We start from the raw sequence: 18,392 nt of genomic DNA on the forward strand, positions 1-18,392 counted from the left end.
CTAAAATGAATCGTTTTCGAAATCAAAATAACCATATATTTACAACCTTTCTCGCTCGTGGTATGTTTACTTTGAAAGCGTCATCATGATCAGGTTTATGCACATTTCGCTCTCACATTTCAATATGGAAAGGGAGATGGAAATGAAGATCGGAATGAATACGGGATGGAGGAAAAGGCTTCAGAAAACAGTTGCCGTGATGCTGACAGGTACTATGCTGCTGGGTACTCTCCTGCTAGGTTTGCTTGCATTAGCAGTACCTGATACAGCTCATGCGGATGCACCGCTGTTGACCATTGAAGGCGAGGATGCTGAGTTAAGCCCCGAACTACAAGTGGTTTCTGAGATTTATGGACAGCCCAAGCCCGGATATTCAGGGAGCGGGTTCGTCTGGATGCAGGGCTCGGGAACGATTACTTTAAACGTGACTGTGCCGGAAACAGGCATGTACAGCATCTCCACACGTTATATGCAGGAGCTTAGCATGGATGGTCGGCTGCAATATTTGGCAGTTAACGGAATGACCAAAGGCTCCTATATGCTTCCTTACACGACGACATGGTCGGATTATGACTTTGGTTTTCACAAATTGAACAAGGGTAACAACTCGATTCAGCTGAAGGCTGGCTGGGGCTACGCTTATTTTGATACGTTCACGGTGGATTATGCCGATCTTGATCCGCTGAATGTGCAGCCTGTACTGACCGACCCTCAGGCTACACCGGAAACGCAAATATTAATGAACTACTTGACGGAGGTATATGGACACAACATTATTTCGGGACAACAGGAGATTTATGGAGGAGGGAATGATGGAAATGCTGAGCTGGAGTTCGAATGGATACATGATCTGACGGGTAAATATCCCGCAATCCGTGGATTCGACTTCCTGAATTATAATCCGCTCTACGGCTGGGAGGATGGAACCACCAATCGGATGATTGACTGGGTTAACAACCGTGGTGGTATTGCAACGGCTTCCTGGCATATTACTGTACCACGCAACTTTACTACGTATCAGCTGGGCGATTTCGTAGATTGGAAGGAGGCAACCTATAAACCGACCGAGACAAATTTTGATACAGCCAAAGCGGTTGTTCCCGGTACGAAGGAATATCAATATGTCATGATGACGATTGCCGATCTGGCGGAGCAGCTGCAGATTTTACAGGATAACGATGTGCCCATCATCTTCCGTCCGTATCATGAGGCAGAAGGGAACGGAGGATTGAACGGCGAAGGCGCATGGTTCTGGTGGGCCTCTGCTGGAGCGGATGTTTATAAAAAGTTATGGGATATGCTCTACACGGAGCTGACTGAAACCTATGACCTGCACAATCTGATCTGGACGTACAACAGTTATGTTTACAGCACTTCTCCAGCCTGGTATCCGGGAGATGATCAGGTGGATCTGGTCGGTTATGACAAATACAATACGATCTACAATCGGTATGACGGTTTATCCGGTGTACCGAATGAGGATGCGATATCTTCCATTTTCTATCAGCTGGTGAAGCTGACAAATGGCAAGAAAATGGTGGCCATGACAGAAAATGATACGGTTCCAAGTGTGAAGAATCTGACGGAGGAAAAAGCGGGCTGGCTCTATTTCTGTCCGTGGTACGGCGAACATCTGATGAGCGATGCGTTCAATTATCCGGCTACACTGAAGACGCTCTATCAGAGCGACTACGTGATTAGCCTGGATGAGCTGCCAGATCTGAAGGTGAATCAGCCGAATCCAAGCGCAGTTATCTCACCCGAAAGTGCAAGCTTTGATAAAGCAGCAGGGGCTGGTCAGGATATTACGATTACACTTACGTTGAACGGGCATCAGCTCACGAACATTTCAAAGGGTGGTGTGCATCTTGTATCCGGTCAGGATTATACAGCATCGGGATCAGCGGTAGTTTTTAACTCGTCTTACCTGTCCACTTTGCCTGTGGGCCAGTCAAGTCTGACTTTTCATTTTGATGGTGGGAAAGCTGCTGTACTCAAAGTGAATGTAACGGATAGCTCGGTGGTTGCTCCAACAGACGCTCAGTTAACGATTCAGGCGTATAATGGCAATACAAGTGCCTCTACCAATGGCATTGCTCCCAAGTTCAAGTTGATTAATTCCGGCGATACGGACATTCAACTTAGCGATGTGAAGGTACGGTACTACTATACGATCGATGGTGAGGAAGCGCAGACCTTATGGACGGATTGGTCGAGTATTGGAAGTGCCAACGTCACCAGTATATTTGTAAAGATGACACCACAGGCTGCCGGAGCTGACTATTATGTGGAGCTGGGCTTCACCAGCAGTGCCGGAGTGTTGAAGCCTGGCGGAAGCGCAGAGATTCAGGCACGCTTCTCCAAAAATAACTGGTCCAATTACAATCAGGCAGACGACTATTCCTTTATGGCATCAGGGAGTCAGTATACGAACCATAATAAGGTTACCGGATATGTAAACGATCAGTTAGTGTGGGGCATTGAACCTTAATGAACATGAAATAGATAGAAGACCAAGTCAGTGAAGAAGCTGATTTGGTCTTTTTTTAGCTGGATGAGATCGATGCGTGAGATGTATTTTTAAATTTGTAGAAAATAATGGTTTGATCATCTGAAAAATATAACGTAATTAATATTATGTAAACTCATATTTTTCGATATCCGATATAGACTGTATCTATGAAATTAGCAAAGGCTAAAGTCCTGATTAATACTAAAAAATAATTCTCTTTGCAGTCATTTTTGTAAGGCTGAAATATGCTCATAAGTGACTCGATACTTCCATTTTATTAGCACATATTGAAGCAGATGAGAATTCCCGAAAATCGTTTTCGATTTTTTCAGAATTCGGGCAGGCCCAGCTCTGATTGTGGATGCAAAATGTGATGTTTCTTGGGTTAGAGGAAGTTCGTGCTTCACTGAAGAGAGGAGTGTTGCCATCCGAACAAAAGGCACAAAAATGGCCAGTAAAATTGGAAAAAATATTAATGTTTGAAGGGGAGGAAAGGAACAAAATCAAGCTGCAAAGAAATGCTCTGAAACGGAAAAAATAGTTCAATTAATAAATGTTAAAATAAGTAAAACGAAGCGAAAATGCTGTCGCTGCGCTGATTATAGATTGATTTCATATGGATTTGCGATAGATTTCGGCCGCCCTTCACGATATGCTGTGAAAAACCAGAAGGGAAGTGGCAGGCATGGAACGTGAACTGGCGTTGGAAATTGTACGAGTAACAGAATTGGCAGCACTAGCTTCAGCCCCGTGGATGGGAAGAGGCGACAAGAACAGTGCGGATGAGGCAGCTACTTTGGCCATGCGGGCCATGTTCGATTCCGTGTCTATTCGCGGAACCGTTGTCATTGGGGAAGGCGAGATGGATGAAGCCCCGATGCTGTACATCGGTGAGGAAGTAGGCAATGCGGAAGGGCCGGAGGTTGACGTGGCCGTTGATCCTCTGGAGGGCACAGAGATTGTAGCCAAAGGTCTGAATAACGCGTTGTCAGTCATTGCTGTGGCGGGAAAAGGCAATCTGCTGCATGCTCCGGATATGTATATGGAGAAGCTGGCTGTTGGCCCTGCACTTGTGGGCAAGGTCAGCATTGAAGACCCGGTTGAGGTGACACTGGAAAAGGCGGCCGCTACCCTGAACAAAAATATATCCGATCTGACAGTCATGATACTTGACCGTGTACGGCATGAGAGCACGATTAAGACACTGCGCAAAGTGGGTGTGCGGATCAAGTTTCTTAGTGATGGCGACGTTGCCGGAGCAATGGCTCCTGCTTTCCCGGAAGCGGGCATCGATCTGTATGTCGGATCAGGCGGAGCACCTGAAGGGGTGCTCGCAGCAGCAGCTTTATCCTGCCTGGGAGGTGAGATTCAAGGTCGTTTGATGCCTGCCAATGCAGATGAGTTCCAGCGCTGCCTGCAGATGGGGATCGACAATCCATACAAGGTGTTAACGATGGAAGACATGATCGGGACAGAGGATGTTATTTTTGCCGCTACGGGAGTAACACCGGGTGAGATCCTTGGTGGAGTGCGTTATCTTGCAGATGACCGGGCAGAGACGGATTCCATCGTTATGCGTGCCAAAACCAAAACCATTCGTTTTATTCGGTCCCAGCACTTTTTACCTAATAAGGAGGTCTTGCATAAAGTTCGCAAGCTTCAAGCTTCGGCTGAACCGTCGGATCGTGTGCGCAAGCTTAGCAAGGATAAGGAGCAGGCCGAATTTAATCAGTCCGCCAAGGAACCTAGCGCTGCAGCAAAGGCATAAAACTCTATCTCTATCTCTATCTCATCTTTATCTTTATCTGTACAATAAAGTTTCATTTATAATAGAAGCCATTATGAGCTGTGTTATAGACAAATCAAGAATGAGGAAAAAGGTTAATCCTGAATTCCTCATTCTTTTTGTTGTTTTTGCATTGACAACGGTTACATGCCATGAGAAAATGTACGCGCGTACATAATTATATTACAGCTGATTATAATTGCTCAGTTCATCTGAAGGGAGTGAAGGACATGGCTTCTCGCAGAGAAGTGGCTGAGCTTGCAGGGGTATCCGAGGCAACGGTATCCAGGGTTCTCAACGGCGTTGGACCGATCAGGGAGGAGACTCGCCGCAGGGTGCTTGAAGCTTCCGAGCGTTTAGGTTATGTGCCCAGTGCACTTGCCCGCAGCTTTGCCAGAAGCAAAAGCGGTAATCTGGGTGTCGTGCTGCCCTATGTTCCTAAGGCACATCTGTTTTCGGCCTATTTTTTCTCGGAAATGTTAAGTGGCATTGGAAGCAAAGCGCGAGACAACGGTCTCGATCTGCTGGTCATGTTTCAAACACCGGGTGAAGTTATGAATTATACCGATCTGTTCCGAAGACAGAAGATTGATGCTTGTATCATTCTGGGTGCGAGGCACGATCATGATGAGCTGGCTGCAATCCAGCAGCTGGACCGGGAAGGACATCCATTTTGCGTGATGAACCAGCATTTTGCAGGGGAGTCATTCTCTGAAGTGGATGCTGATCATGTCGAGGGCAGCCGTCTTGCTGTACGTCATCTCACCGATCAGGGTTATCGCAGCATTGCTTTTCTGAACGGACCAGACAGTTACTCGAACAGTCAGGAACGGATGGAAGGTGTACGTCTGGGTCTGCAGCAGGCTGGCATGGAGCTTGATCCGAGTTTGCTGCTTGAAGGCAATTACAGCAGACGGAGCGGGATCGAGGCAGCAGCAATCATTGCTGAACGCTTGCATGAGATTGATGCGGTCTTTTCAGCGAATGACCGGATGGCGATCGGGGTGATGCATGGCTTGCGTGAACGGGGGGTACGGGTCGAGGATTTCCCAGCCTTCGTTGGTTATGATGATTCCGATGCAGCAGAGATGGCCGTTCCGGCACTAAGCAGTGTACGAGTTCCTTTTTTCGAGATGGGCGAGATTGCGGTCTCCAAATTGATGCATCCTGCTGGTGTGTCGCAGTCTCCTAGGACACTTCTGCCAACTGAATTGATTGTTCGAGCCTCATCCAGTCGAAACGTGATGTAGATAAGTTGAACGATTCTTTTACACATCACCGGATTTTTCCCTTTGGAAAAGGGGATCGAAAAAATCTGGGGATAACAGCGATGGGAAGGTTATTCTGTCATCGGAGTGGATTGTGTAAAATCTTTAGTTCAACTTCAACTTATGTAGATATGAGATTGATTTTATACATTCTATTTGAGGAGGAAATGTTCATGTCAAAACGTCTTCGTGTAGGAATGGTTGGATACAAATTTATGGGGAAGGCCCATAGCAATGCGTATCGCAGTTTACCGATGTTTTTCCCCTCTGCTCCACTGCAGCCCGAAATGTCTGTCATCTGCGGGCGCAATGAGCAGGGCGTGCAGGCGGCGGCAAGCCAGTTTGGATGGTCCGAGAGTGTTACAGATTGGCGTGAACTGGTGAAACGGGATGATATTGACCTGATTGATATCAATGCTCCAAGTGATGCTCATAAAGAGATTGCGCTTGAGGCTGCTCGCCAAGGCAAGCATCTGTTCTGTGAGAAGCCGCTTGCGCTCTCGCTGGCTGACTCCCGTGAAATGCTGCAGGCCGCCGAAGAAGCGGGCATCACTCATATGGTCGGTTTCAACTATCGTTTCTCTCCAGCCGTGCAGCTGGCAAAGGATCTGATCGAGAGCGGACGTTTGGGCAAAATCTATCATTTCCGTGCGTTTTTCCTTCAGGACTGGATTCTGGACCCGAACTTCCCGCTCGTATGGCGTCTGCAAAAAGAAGTCGCCGGCTCTGGCTCACATGGTGATCTTGGAGCACATCTGATCGATCTGGCCCGTTTCCTCGTTGGCGAGTTTCAGGAAGTCATCGGCATGAGTGAAACGTTCATCAAAGAACGTCCGCTTGCGTCCGAGATGACAGGTCTAAGCGCGAAAGGCAGTTCAAGTGCAGATGCACCGAAAGGTGAAGTAACGGTGGATGATGCTACGCTATTCCTCGCGAGATTTGCGGGCGGAGCACTTGGCAGCTTCGAAGCGACACGATTTGCGGCGGGTCATCGCAGCACAAATTCTTTTGAGGTTAATGGCAGCCTGGGCAGTGTGCGTTTTGATTTTGAACGGATGAACGAGCTGGAAGTGTATTTCACAACGGACGATGAGGATGTTCAGGGCTTCCGCCGCGTACTGGCTACCGATCCTGCGCATAAATATGCCGAAGCCTGGTGGCCTGCCGGTCACACGATCGGCTTTGAGCACACCTTCACACATGAGATGCTGGAGCTTGTTACGGCAATTTCCGAGGGCCGTCAGCCGTCGCCAAGCTTCCATGATGGAGTTGCGTGTCAAGCTGTACTGGAAGCGGTAGAACGCTCGGTCGCTGAGCGTCGCTGGGTTACGCTTGAAGAGATGTAATAATGAACGACGCAAATCAAATTGAATGAAACAGAAAGCGAGTGATCAAGCGATGAAGAAAGCATTGATTGTATGGGGCGGCTGGGATGGACATGAGCCGGAGCAGGTAGCAGCTATTTTTGAGCGTATCTTGAAGGAAGAGCAGTTTGAGGTTGAGGTTTCCAACACGCTGGAGTCCTATGCGGATGCGGAGAAGCTGCGCGGTCTGGATCTGATTGTACCTCTATGGACGATGGGACAGATTGAGCAAGAGCTCGTCAATAACGTCTCGGCAGCTGTACAGAGCGGTGTAGGTCTGGCCGGGCTGCATGGCGGCATGTGTGATGCGTTCCGTACGAACGTAGACTGGCAGTTTATGACGGGTGGACAGTGGGTAGCTCATCCGGGAAATGACGGTGTGGAATACATGGTCAATATCAAACGCGGCTCCAGCCCGCTGTTTGATCATATCGAGGATTTTCAGGTGAAAAGCGAGCAGTATTACCTGCACGTTGATCCCGCTGTGGAGGTACTGGCAACCACTCGCTTCCCGATCGTATCAGGGCCTCACGCAGCAAACGGGCCAGTCGATATGCCTGTAGCCTGGACGAAGCGTTGGGGTGCAGGGCGTGTATTCTACAACTCGCTCGGACATCATGCGGATATCGTAGATATGAAGCCGGTAACCGAGATGATGCGCAGTGGTTTCCTCTGGACAGCAGCTGGCAAAGAGCTGGCGAAAAGCAGATCAACAGGTGCAGCCGAGGCTTACACTGGCATGGCCGACAACCAAACCTGAGGCTGACATTCTACCTGTAATCTGACCGTGGCAGGTTTGACGTTTGGAATATTTGTAATCATATCTAGTTGAGGTTGTACGATGGGCTAAAATCTGCCGACTTGAAAGATATTTATGCAGGATTTTACTACCCTATATTTGATCCACGGCGAAGGGAGCAAGAGTATGAAAACAATGAAAGTTGGTATTATCGGCTGTGGTAAAATCAGCGGCATCTACATGGAGAACTGTCACCGTTTCGAGGTGCTTGAGCTTGTGGCTGTAGCCGATCTGGACCGGAAGCGCGCAGAGGAGCAGGCCGCAGCCTATAACGTGCCCAACGTTTATACTGTAGACGAAATGTTCGCTGACCCCGAGATTGAGCTGATTATCAACCTGACGATCCCTGCTGTTCATGCAGAGGTATGCATCCGTGCATTGGAATCGGGCAAGCACGTTTATGTTGAAAAGCCGCTTGCAGTGACTCGTGAGGAAGGGCAGGCGGTGCTGGAGACAGCCCAACGTAAAGGTCTTCTGGTGGGGTGTGCACCTGAAACGTTCTTTGGTTCAGGTATTCAGACGGCACTTCAGCTCGTAGAGGACGGGATTATCGGCAAGCCGGTAGCGGCAACAGCCTTTATGATGAGCCGGGGACATGAATTCTGGCATCCAGATCCCGAGTTCTATTACGCCAGTGGTGGCGGGCCTATGTTTGACATGGGGCCTTATTATCTGACTGCACTTGTGCAGCTGCTGGGACCGATCAAGTCTATTGCCGGAATGACCGGAAAAGCGATGAATGAACGTATGATTACCAGTGAGAAAAAAAGGGGCCAGATCATTCCCGTCGACATCCCGACGCATGTCACCGGCCTGCTGCAATTTGAGCAAGGAGCCATCGGCACGCTCATTACAAGCTTTGATGTGTTTGGTGGAAGTGCATTGCCTCCGATTGAGATTTACGGCACACATGGCACACTTCAGGTGCCTGATCCGAATACCTTTGGCGGCCCGGTACGATACCGCTTGATGGGCGAGCATGAATGGACAGAAGCTCCGTTGCTTCCGGGATATCAGCAAAATACACGAGGCATCGGCGTCGCAGATATGGCTTATGCGGTACAGAGCGGACGTGCACACCGGGCCAGTGGTGAACTGGCCTATCATGTGCTTGAAGCGATGTGGGCGTTCCATGATTCTTCAGATGAGCAGACCTTCTACGCGATGAAGAGCACATGCGAGCGTCCAGCGGCATTGCCTGTTAATCTTCCACTGTATACATTGGATAAATAAGTTAAAGCACATTTAAGACATGTGATGATGTATTTCTATTAATATAAGCACCGTAAGAAATGTAAAGTGAAGTACAGTGAAGCTTTAAGTAAAGCGAAGTATATAGCCTGTTTTACCAACGAAGAAACAGCCTCTTTCCTGATGAACGGAAAGAGGCTGTTCTTTGCTATTCTTGGTATGATCAAGGATGGAAACGCCTCTGTGTTGACCCGCATGCAGAGTGGCATCGATATCATGGCTCAAATCCGGCCTGACTAATATAAATTTCATGCTCGGCAAACTGCGTCCTCATCTGTTCTACAACCCGTTTATAGGCCCCGGGCCGATACCATTCCTCCAGTCCAATCTCCTGGTAAAGCTGCTCCATTCCAAGTCTCCGCGTGCGCTTGCCTTCACTGCCATCTCCCATAAAATAATCATCAATGCAGACACGGTCAACGAGCGGTCTTAACGTAACAGCAAACTGATCACTGCTTGGCAGAACAGGTGCAATGGCAACCTGCGTTTGAATGCCGGCATTCCGCAATTGCTTGAGTGCATGCAATCGACCGGCAATGGGCGGTGCGGCGGGTGTAAAGTGCTTGCGAATGTTATCTTGATCTGTCTCCACTGTCATGCTTACACGCACACGATCACCGAGCTGCTGGAGGAGGTCGATATCACGGGTGACAAGTGGACTTCGAGTCTGTACCAGCACAAAATCGGGCGGGTGAAGCAGCATTGTTTCGAGCAAGGAGCGTGTAATCAATTCGCGAGCTTCGGCGGGTTGATACGGGTCGGTGCTGGACGACATGAAAATGGTCATTTTACCTTTCTTACGGGCACGCTGCAGTTCTTTGGCGAGAATGCCGGAGGCTTCTTTTTTCACATCCACCCAGCTTCCCCAGTCTTCCTTGCGAAATAAGGAGACAGGCATCTGTCTGACGTAGCAGTAAGAACATGCAAAGGAACAGCCTGTGTACGGATTTAAGGTGTGGGTGTAGCCGCTCAGGAAGCCGCTGCCTTTGTTTAATAATGTTTTGGGTGCTTTATAGTTCAATTGAACGGTCATGAGCTGCTACCTTGCCTTTCCCTGTAATGTGCAGGGGTGTAACCGATATGCTTGCGAAAAACGGAAACGAAATAAGCCGCGTTGGATATGCCTACCTGGCGTCCAATTTCGCTCACGGTCAAATGGGTTTGTTTCAGCAGTTCCTGAGCCTTTGTTACTCGTTTGGCTTGTATATATTGAACCGGGGTTTGTCCTGTAATGCGTTTGAACACCCGATGCAGGTGATATGGACTCCCGTGACTAACAGCAGCCAGTATATCCAGCGTTAACGATTCGGTATAATGCTTGTCAATATACTCGGTAACTCCATAGATCCATTCCTGGTCTGGCACTCGTGCTCCAGTAGGCTTGCAGCGTTTGCACGGTCTGAACTGGTGAGCCAAAGCTTGCTCTGCATGGGGAAAGATGAGCACGTTGTCGTATTTGGGCGGTCTCGATTTGCACGAGGGACGGCAGAAAATACCTGTCGTTTGCACCGCGTAAAAAAACGTACCGTCGTACGTAGAATCGTTCTCGATTATCGCATTCCAATACTCCTCAGGAATGGTTTGGTGCAGGGAATGAAGCTGCTCTGTACGTTTCATGGGATCACCTCAGCTATAATTATACCCATGGCGATCAGGAAATCACGAGATTTCGAATCAAATCGCAAGATTTCAATATTAACCATATCTTTCTGAATTATCACAATTATCACTCTTACAAAATCATAATTAGCTCTTTTTTAAAATCACGATTAGCTCTATTTCATTAACGCAACGAGCTCTTTCTTCATTCCAATGGAATTATACGTTACAATAGAGAGACAGGTTGTGAAACAAGAATTACTCCAATGTTTAACACGTTCAATATCTAACAAATATCAGTCATAAGGAAAGAGGTAGATCGGTATGGTTCGATTCGGGGTCGTAGGTACGAATATGATTACGGAAAAGCTGCTGGAGGCAGCAGCACAGGTTCAAGGTTTCCAGCTTACAGCGGTATACTCGCGAACAGAGGAGAAAGCGAACGCGTTTGCAGACCGATATGATGCCGCTTATCGCTTCACGGATCTGGAGGAAATGGCGGCCAGCGATACGCTGGATGCGGTATATATTGCAACGCCAAACACACTGCATGCCCAGCAGGCCGAATTGTTCCTTAGAAACGGCAAGCATGTATTGTGTGAGAAGCCGCTCGCGGCTAATCGTGCTGAAGTGAGCCGTATGATCGAGACAGCGCGGAAGCATGACGTTCTTTTGATGGAGGCCATGAAGTCAACGCTTGTTCCGGTGTTTAAAAGTGTGCAGCAGCATCTGCATAAAATCGGCCCTGTTCGCAAATACATAGCGGGTTATTCGCAGTATTCCTCGCGTTATGACAAGTACAAGGAGGGCATTGTGCTTAACGCCTTCAAGCCTGAGCTGGCGAACGGAGCTTTGATGGACCTGGGTGTATATTGTTTATACCCGCTCATTACGTTGTTTGGTGCGCCAAAGCAGGTTCAATCACAAGCCACCATGCTGGAATCCGGTGTGGACGGCCAGGGCAGCGTGCTACTGAATTATGACGGAATGGAAGCAGTGGTAACATACTCCAAAATTGCCAATTCGCATGCACCAAGCGAGATCATCGGAGAACGAGGCAGTATCCTGATTGACAAGATCGGTGCGCCTGAACACGCTGAGATTCGTTATAATGACGGGACGATCGAGCCATTGACCGTAGAGCAGCAGCATCCTGTGATGTATTATGAGATGGAGGAGTTTGTTAATCTGGTACAGCAAGGAAAGAAAGAATCTGCGATGAACACCTATGAACGCTCTTACCAAACGATGCGGGTGATGGATCAGATCAGGCAGCAGATTGGTCTTGTTTTTCCTAACGATTAATTGACAGTGAGAGGATGTCGAAGAGATGAGCAGAGATGAGCAGAGAAGTGTGAACGATCAGCAGAGCAGAGAAGAGAGCAGCCTCGAACTGGCACAGATTGTGTTTATCGGAAGAACGTACGAAGAGTATATGAGCATGTTTCAATTGACAGAGCAGGAGCTTGCAGGCAAGCACATTCTCGATTGTCCCGGGGGCGCATGTTCGTTTAGCAGTCAGGCTCGGAAGCACGGCGCACGTCCAGTGGCAGCGGATATCGTGTATCAGTTCGATACGAATGAGCTGAACGCCAAAGGGCTGCAGGACATTGAACATACGATGAAGCAGATGCAGGCTGCACAGGGGGCATATGTCTGGGATCGGTTCGGATCGATTCAGGGCTTGAAGGAAGAACGGCTGCGTGCCATTACAGATTGTGTTGCGGACATGAGGCAATATCCGGGCGGGTATACAGCAGCTGTACTGCCTGAACTTCCGTTTGCTGATGAACAGTTTGATTTAACCTTATCTGCGCATTTCCTGTTTACCTATGCAGATCGGCTGAATGTTGATTTTCATGTGCAGACACTGCTGGAAATGCTGCGTGTATCCCGACATGAGGTGCGTGTTTTTCCGACCGCAGACTTGTCAGGCAAGCGTTATGAATATATGGATGAATTGAAGTTGCTTTTGGAAAAAAGAGGATATATGGTGTCCGAAGTCAAGACGTCATACGAATTTCAGCGGAATGCACATACCATGCTTCGTATTCAGAAGATGTCACAATAGATTTGTATTGGAGGGAAACCAGATGAAAAAGGTGCTTATCCTTGGAGGTACGCGTTTTTTTGGCAAAAGATTGGTGGATCATCTGTTATGGGAAGGGAAATCAGAGATCACGGTCGCGACACGCGGACAGACAGAAGTGGATTTTGGCGAGGAAGTGAAGCGAATTCGCATGGACCGGGAAGACCCCCAATCTGTCACAGAGGCCGCTCAGTCGGATCAGTGGGATGTTGTATATGATAATATCTGTTATTCCCCGAATGAAGCGAAGGCTGCTTGTGAAGCATTTGCCGGGCGTACACAGCGATACGTGCTGACATCTACGTTGTCTGTATACGGAGAACCCAGACCGGGATTCGTGGAAACGGATTTTGATCCGTATACATACCCGCTGCAGTATGGGAGTAAGTCAGATTTCAGTTACGGTGAGGGCAAACGGCTTGCCGAGGCTGTGTTCTTCCAAACGGCATCCTTCCCGGTAGCGGCGATGCGAATTCCAATTGTACTTGGAATCGACGATTACACAAGAAGACTTCATTTTCATATTAAACATGTGCAAAAAGGCAAACCTATTGGCATGCCAAATCCCGAAGCCGAGATTGGCTTCATTCATTCCACGGAAGCAGGGCGCTTTCTGGCCTGGCTTGGTCATGTGTCGCTGTCAGGTCCAGTGAATGCAGCATCCAAGGGCTCCATTACACTTAGAGCTATGATGAATCTCATCGAAACCGTGACAGGTATGCAGTCGCAGATTTTGAAGCAGACGGTGGACGAGGACATGTCGCCCTTTGGAGTAGAGCAGTCCTGGACAATGGATACTTCGAAAGCGGAGCAGGCAGGGTATACGTTTGAAGCGCTCATGAACTGGTTCCCGGGTCTTGTGCGAGAGGTTGCGCTGGCTCTACAGTCCGAGAAATAAAGCGCGGGGCAAGGTACAGGATGAACCAGAGAAGTGCTCTCAGGTTCATCCTGTTTTTTTCTTATGTATGGCTGCGGGAAATATCAGCCAGGGGCGGGAGCCGCAGCAGAAGCGCGTATTCGCATCTCCGATGGTAAAATGATCGTTTGAGGGTCTGGTGGCAATTTCCCTTCAATGCGATCAATCAGCATCTGCATCCCCTGATAACCAAATTCGTATGCAGGCTGTGCAATGACCGTTAAGAAAGGATCAAAGGCCGACGCCAGATCAAGATCATCAAAGCATACGACGGAAATATCCTCCGGCACTCGAAGTCCACGCTTGCGCAGCAGACGGATAACGCCAATCGCAAGCATGTTATTGGCTGCAAAAACAGCAGTAGGCTGCTGCGGGCGGGATAGCAGACGTTCTAACCCCTCATCATCACTGAAATCCCGATAGCTGGTACGAAGCACGAGCGAAGGATCGGGAGTAATTCCGGCTTCACGAAGCCCCTCTACATATCCCTGTTCGCGTAATCTGGCTGTGGACACCTCTGACGAACCGTTCACCAGCGCGATGTGCTGATGTCCCAGCTTAATCAGATAACGCATAAGCTCCAGAGCGCCTTGACGGCTGTCTCCGGCAATGACATCGGAATGAATATCAGGTACTGTACGGTCCAGAAACACAAACGGAATGTTGCGCGCCTGCAGCTGCTGCAAATGGGTAATAGAGCGATCACCTGCTGGAGCAAAGAGCACACCATCTACCCGTGTCGATAGAATAGCCTCCACATACTCCTGCTCTTTCTGGTAATCCTCGTCGCTGTTGCCGAACAAAACACGGTATCCACGCAGATGTGCAGCATCTTCCGCTCCGCGTGCGAGCGTGGTATAGAAAGGGTTGGTAATGTCCGTAATCAGTAAAGAGAGCATCTGTGTTCGCTGCAGCACAAGACTCCGAGCATTGGAGTTGGGGATATACCCAAGCTCATCGATCACCTGCTGCACTCGCTCACGTGTAGCTGTACTAATACGCCCGGTGCGATTAATAACTTTGGAGACGGTCATCGCGGAGACGTTGGCTTTTTTGGCAATATCATAAATGGTAATCACATGGAATCTGACCTTTCCGCAGTGTAGTCTTTTCATTTTATAGGATAATGTGGATTGACATCAAGATAAGTGCATGCTATGTTAGGGTTACCGATAACCCTAAACGGAATAGTATAATTAGACAGAAGAACCGCTCTCGTTCGTTTTCATGTATGTTCCCTTGTGCGCCTAAGGTACAGTGAATGACATTAAAAGATGGATTCATGAGAGAGGTTTATTTTTTTACCCTAATGTAAACGCATTCAAAAAAACGGAAGGTTATCGGCAAACACATATTTCCGGTATGGAACAAGCCATTTTCCCCAAATACGGCCTCGTATTCAGTCAGAAACTTCTCAAATCCATATGCATTTATTGAAATGCACTAAAAGGAGGACGTTCTCGCATGACTCAACAGGATTACCGTTACAAACAGGATTTCCCCAAGATTGGCATTCGTCCCACGATAGACGGCAGACGCAAAGGGGTACGTGAGTCACTGGAAGAACAGACGATGCGTATGGCCACATCGGTAGCCGAGCTGGTCTCGGCAGAGCTTCGTTATCCAGATGGTTCCCCGGTACAATGCATCGTTGCCGAAAGCTGTATCGGAGGGGTTGCGGAAGCAGCGCAAGCAGCGGCTTTGTTCAGTCGTTCCAATGTAGGTGTAACGATTACGGTCACGCCATGCTGGTGTTATGGTACAGAAACGATGGATATGTCACCTTCAGTTCCTACGGCGATCTGGGGTTTTAACGGTACGGAACGTCCAGGAGCTGTATATTTGGCGGCAGTACTCTCTGCACACGCTCAGAAAGGTATTCCTGCGTTCGGCATCTATGGTGAAGAGGTGCAGGATGGCGGTGACTCTACGATTCCAGACGATGTGCGTGAGAAGCTGCTTCGTTTCAGTCGTGCCGGTCTTGCGGCGGCTATGATGAAGGGGCAAGCATATCTATCTATAGGTTCGGTGTCGATGGGGATTGCAGGCTCCATCGTGAATGATTCTTTTTTCCAGGAATATCTGGGCATGCGGAATGAATACGTGGATATGAGCGAATTGACGCGGCGGATGGAAGAGGGAATCTATGATCCTGAGGAATACAGGCTTGCACTCGCCTGGGTAAAGGAGAATTGCAGTGAGGGCCCGGATAACAACCCGGAGCATCTTCAAAGTGATCGGAAGCGCAAAGATGCCGAGTGGGAAACGGTTGTTAAAATGACTCAGATTGTGCGTGATCTGATGGCAGGTAATCCGAAGCTCGCTGCACTCGGTTTTGAAGAGGAAGCCATGGGACATCATGCGATTGTATCCGGGTTTCAGGGGCAGCGGCAGTGGACGGATCATGCACCCAACGGGGATTTTCTGGAGTCCATGCTGAACTCCTCCTTTGACTGGAACGGTAAACGTGCGCCATATCTGGTAGCTACGGAAAATGACAGTCTGAACGGTGTCTCTATGCTGTTTGGTTCTTTACTGACACATACCGCGCAGATTTTCGCCGATGTACGTACGTATTGGAGCCCCGAATCCGTGAAACGTGTGACAGAACATCAGCTGGAGGGACAGGCCGCGGCAGGAATTTTGCACCTTATTAATTCAGGCTCTGCAGCGCTAGACGGTACGGGAGAGCAAACACGGAATGGCAAGCCTGTGCTCAAGCCTTTTTGGGAAATTACGGACGAGGAGGTGCAGAATTGTCTGAAAGCGACTTCATGGAGACCTGCTTCCGTTGAGTATTTTAGGGGCGGGGGATATTCCGCAGACTTCCTCACCAAAGGTGGAATGCCGGTAACGATGACCCGTTTGAATCTGGTGAAAGGGCTGGGCCCGGTGCTGCAGCTGGCTCAAGGCTACACGGTGGATTTGCCTGAGCATGTGCATGACACATTGGATCAGCGGACTGATCCAACATGGCCGTCTACCTGGTTTGCTCCAATACTGACCGGCTCAGGAGCCTTTACTTCGGTGTACGAGGTGATGAATCAATGGGGGGCGAATCATGGTTCAATCTCGTATGGACACATCGGTGCGGACCTGATTACTCTCGCCTCCATGCTGCGTATTCCGGTCAATATGCACAATGTGCCTGAAGCAGACATCTTCCGTCCGCGGGCTTGGGGCATGTTTGGCACAAGTGAGCCGGAAAGTGCGGATTATCGCGCTTGTCATGTATTTGGCCCGTTGTATCGTTAAGACGTTGAGCGAAGGGGGCATTCTATGGGAAATCAGGCTAGAGCCGCTTATGTGCTTGCTGCCGATTTCGGCGCCGGAAGCGGACGCATGGTTCGGGGAGCGCTGGAGGGACGCAAGCTGACACTGCAGGAAGTTCATCGCTTTCCTAATGATCCTGTACAGCTTCGAAAGGAAATATATTGGGATTTCCCACGTTTATTCCATGAGCTGAAGCAGGGCATGATGAAAGGCACTGCCGGTTTATCCTCTGCCATACATTCTATTGCAGTTGATACGTGGGGTGTAGATTACGGACTGATCGATGGCAAGGGAAGATTACTTGGTAATCCTCGTCATTACCGCGATACACGTCATGGGAGATGGATGAAAGATGTGCTTTCTGTAGTGAGTGAGCAGGAACTGTACTCCATGTCCGGGGTACTGCCTCAACAGATCAATACGATATTTCAGCTCTTTGGTGATCTTGGGGAACGGGTAGCGGATGTCGATGCTGGCACGCGTTTGTTATTCATGCCGGACTTGTTCCACTACTATCTATCAGGTGAACAGGCTTGTGAATATACGATTGCAAGCACAAGCGGTTTGCTTCATACCGGGAAAGCAAGATGGAATGAAGCATTGATGAGCCGTCTGGGTCTGCCGCACTCCTTGTTCCCGAAGCTTGTTCAGCCAGGCAGTGTGCTTGGTGCATTAAACAGCGATCTGGTTCAAGAGCTGCACAGTGGTCCGATGCACGTTGTTTCCGCAGGATCACATGATACAGCTTCAGCACTTGCAGCGATCCCTGCATCTGCATCTGAATATGCTTTTATCAGCTGCGGCACATGGTCTCTGATGGGCATTGAACGGGATACCCCGGTGTTGAGTGATCTGAGCCGCAAGCTTGGATTTACCAATGAGGGAACGGTAAACGGCAAGGTGAGGACGCTCAAAAATCGTTCAGGTCTGTGGTTGCTACAGGAATGTAAACGCCAGTGGCAGCGGGAAAATCGGGTCTATTCCCATGAAGAGCTTATTCTGCTTGCTTCCCTGGCGCGTCCGCATCAATCATTTGTACCGCCTGGAAACGAGGTGTTCATGAGTCCTGGTGATATGCCGCAGCGAATTCGCCAGCACTGCCAAGGAACCAGTCAACCCGTGCCTGAAAGTGTGGGAGCGATCGTTCGCTGTATATTGGAAAGTCTCGCACTGGAGTTCAGGCAGACACTGGATGAACTTGAGCAGATTACAGGCAATAAACCTCCGGTTATTCATATGGTTGGAGGTGGGGTACGGAATCGCTTGTTATGCCAGTTTACAGCAAATGCGGCTGGAGTCCCGGTAATCGCCGGGCCCGTTGAAGCATCTGCAGCAGGTAACTGCCTGATGCAGTATATTGCACTTGGTGAACTAGACAGCTTGTCCGATGCACGTGAAATTGCAGGGGGTTCTTTTGAACCTGACATCTACACGCCTGAACAGCAGGATGGCTGGCAGGAGGCGTATGGAATATATCAGCAATTAAATGGGCTGAAACAGGAGCAACCTTAATGCCATGAAATTGTAAGACAGAA

The 18,392-nt window shown here is 49.0% G+C and carries 14 protein-coding genes; 11 read left to right on the forward strand and 3 right to left on the reverse strand.

Annotation, left to right across the window (positions count from 1 at the left end):
* Window positions 1–154 precede the first annotated feature (154 nt).
* From HNR77_RS14185 to HNR77_RS14210, 6 genes are all read left to right on the forward strand, one after another.
* Window positions 155–2,491, forward strand: a complete 2,337-nt coding sequence (locus HNR77_RS14185) for a glycosyl hydrolase (RefSeq protein WP_397366847.1) — start codon at window positions 155–157, stop codon at window positions 2,489–2,491.
* Between the two features lie 706 nt (window positions 2,492–3,197).
* Entirely contained in the window at window positions 3,198–4,280 is a 1,083-nt protein-coding gene (gene glpX, locus HNR77_RS14190) for a class II fructose-bisphosphatase (protein WP_184185318.1), read from the forward strand.
* Window positions 4,281–4,528: 248 nt separating this feature from the next.
* Window positions 4,529–5,548, forward strand: coding sequence for a LacI family DNA-binding transcriptional regulator (locus HNR77_RS14195; protein ID WP_184185321.1), 1,020 nt, complete (start codon window positions 4,529–4,531; stop codon window positions 5,546–5,548).
* 191 nt (window positions 5,549–5,739) lie between these two features.
* Window positions 5,740–6,912, forward strand: a complete 1,173-nt coding sequence (locus tag HNR77_RS14200) for a Gfo/Idh/MocA family protein (RefSeq protein WP_184185324.1) — start codon at window positions 5,740–5,742, stop codon at window positions 6,910–6,912.
* Window positions 6,913–6,964: 52 nt separating this feature from the next.
* Window positions 6,965–7,690 carry a ThuA domain-containing protein gene (locus HNR77_RS14205; protein ID WP_145403655.1) on the forward strand — a complete coding sequence of 242 codons (726 nt, stop codon included), beginning with the start codon at window positions 6,965–6,967 and terminating at the stop codon, window positions 7,688–7,690.
* 165 nt (window positions 7,691–7,855) lie between these two features.
* Window positions 7,856–8,962 (forward strand): Gfo/Idh/MocA family protein, encoded by a 1,107-nt coding sequence (locus tag HNR77_RS14210; protein WP_184185327.1) that lies wholly within the window; start codon window positions 7,856–7,858, stop codon window positions 8,960–8,962.
* 232 nt (window positions 8,963–9,194) lie between these two features.
* Here HNR77_RS14210 and HNR77_RS14215 read toward each other — a convergent pair whose 3' ends face one another.
* Together HNR77_RS14215 and HNR77_RS14220 are read right to left on the reverse strand one after the other, a co-directional pair.
* Window positions 9,195–10,013, reverse strand: coding sequence for an SPL family radical SAM protein (locus HNR77_RS14215; protein ID WP_184185330.1), 819 nt, complete (start codon window positions 10,011–10,013; stop codon window positions 9,195–9,197).
* Entirely contained in the window at window positions 10,010–10,597 is a 588-nt protein-coding gene (locus HNR77_RS14220; RefSeq protein WP_184185333.1) for a bifunctional transcriptional activator/DNA repair enzyme AdaA, read from the reverse strand. Before HNR77_RS14220 ends, HNR77_RS14215 begins: the two co-directional genes overlap by 4 nt.
* Before the next feature lie 306 nt (window positions 10,598–10,903).
* Here HNR77_RS14220 and HNR77_RS14225 point away from each other — a divergent pair, with 306 nt between their 5' ends.
* Genes HNR77_RS14225 through HNR77_RS14235 form a run of 3 tightly spaced genes read left to right on the forward strand, consistent with a single transcriptional unit; the run spans window position 10,904 to window position 13,566 of the window.
* Window positions 10,904–11,884 carry a Gfo/Idh/MocA family protein gene (locus tag HNR77_RS14225; RefSeq protein ID WP_184185336.1) on the forward strand — a complete coding sequence of 327 codons (981 nt, stop codon included), beginning with the start codon at window positions 10,904–10,906 and terminating at the stop codon, window positions 11,882–11,884.
* A 25-nt stretch (window positions 11,885–11,909) separates the two neighbouring features.
* Window positions 11,910–12,650: a class I SAM-dependent methyltransferase gene (locus tag HNR77_RS14230; RefSeq protein ID WP_184185339.1), complete on the forward strand. Its 741-nt coding sequence runs from the start codon at window positions 11,910–11,912 to the stop codon at window positions 12,648–12,650.
* Between the two features lie 22 nt (window positions 12,651–12,672).
* Window positions 12,673–13,566, forward strand: coding sequence for an NAD-dependent epimerase/dehydratase family protein (locus HNR77_RS14235; RefSeq protein ID WP_184185342.1), 894 nt, complete (start codon window positions 12,673–12,675; stop codon window positions 13,564–13,566).
* A gap of 83 nt (window positions 13,567–13,649) precedes the next feature.
* Here the strand turns inward: HNR77_RS14235 and HNR77_RS14240 are convergent, their stop codons facing one another.
* Entirely contained in the window at window positions 13,650–14,663 is a 1,014-nt protein-coding gene (locus HNR77_RS14240) for a LacI family DNA-binding transcriptional regulator (protein ID WP_184185345.1), read from the reverse strand.
* 385 nt (window positions 14,664–15,048) lie between these two features.
* Between HNR77_RS14240 and HNR77_RS14245 the strand changes: the two genes are divergently transcribed.
* Both HNR77_RS14245 and HNR77_RS14250 read left to right on the forward strand, forming a co-directional pair.
* A complete protein-coding gene (locus HNR77_RS14245) occupies window positions 15,049–16,839 on the forward strand; it encodes an L-fucose isomerase (protein WP_184185348.1) in 1,791 nt (596 codons plus the stop codon).
* A gap of 24 nt (window positions 16,840–16,863) precedes the next feature.
* Entirely contained in the window at window positions 16,864–18,369 is a 1,506-nt protein-coding gene (locus tag HNR77_RS14250) for a rhamnulokinase (RefSeq protein ID WP_184185351.1), read from the forward strand.
* The last annotated feature ends 23 nt before the right edge of the window (window positions 18,370–18,392 follow it).

Source organism: Paenibacillus sp. JGP012 (assembly GCF_014203995.1).
Taxonomy (GTDB): domain Bacteria; phylum Bacillota; class Bacilli; order Paenibacillales; family Paenibacillaceae; genus Paenibacillus; species Paenibacillus silvae.

What these genes read in the sequence shown, in the direction of transcription:
- HNR77_RS14225 (WP_184185336.1), top strand. Translation starts at nt 10,904, where the DNA reads ATGGTTCGATTCGGGGTCGTAGGTACGAATATGATTACGGAAAAGCTG.
- HNR77_RS14215 (WP_184185330.1), bottom strand. Translation starts at nt 10,013, where the DNA reads ATGACCGTTCAATTGAACTATAAAGCACCCAAAACATTATTAAACAAA.
- HNR77_RS14185 (WP_397366847.1), top strand. Translation starts at nt 155, where the DNA reads ATGAATACGGGATGGAGGAAAAGGCTTCAGAAAACAGTTGCCGTGATG.
- HNR77_RS14195 (WP_184185321.1), top strand. Translation starts at nt 4,529, where the DNA reads ATGGCTTCTCGCAGAGAAGTGGCTGAGCTTGCAGGGGTATCCGAGGCA.
- HNR77_RS14205 (WP_145403655.1), top strand. Translation starts at nt 6,965, where the DNA reads ATGAAGAAAGCATTGATTGTATGGGGCGGCTGGGATGGACATGAGCCG.
- HNR77_RS14200 (WP_184185324.1), top strand. Translation starts at nt 5,740, where the DNA reads ATGTCAAAACGTCTTCGTGTAGGAATGGTTGGATACAAATTTATGGGG.
- HNR77_RS14230 (WP_184185339.1), top strand. Translation starts at nt 11,910, where the DNA reads ATGAGCAGAGATGAGCAGAGAAGTGTGAACGATCAGCAGAGCAGAGAA.
- HNR77_RS14245 (WP_184185348.1), top strand. Translation starts at nt 15,049, where the DNA reads ATGACTCAACAGGATTACCGTTACAAACAGGATTTCCCCAAGATTGGC.
- HNR77_RS14210 (WP_184185327.1), top strand. Translation starts at nt 7,856, where the DNA reads ATGAAAACAATGAAAGTTGGTATTATCGGCTGTGGTAAAATCAGCGGC.
- HNR77_RS14220 (WP_184185333.1), bottom strand. Translation starts at nt 10,597, where the DNA reads ATGAAACGTACAGAGCAGCTTCATTCCCTGCACCAAACCATTCCTGAG.
- glpX (WP_184185318.1), top strand. Translation starts at nt 3,198, where the DNA reads ATGGAACGTGAACTGGCGTTGGAAATTGTACGAGTAACAGAATTGGCA.
- HNR77_RS14250 (WP_184185351.1), top strand. Translation starts at nt 16,864, where the DNA reads ATGGGAAATCAGGCTAGAGCCGCTTATGTGCTTGCTGCCGATTTCGGC.
- HNR77_RS14235 (WP_184185342.1), top strand. Translation starts at nt 12,673, where the DNA reads ATGAAAAAGGTGCTTATCCTTGGAGGTACGCGTTTTTTTGGCAAAAGA.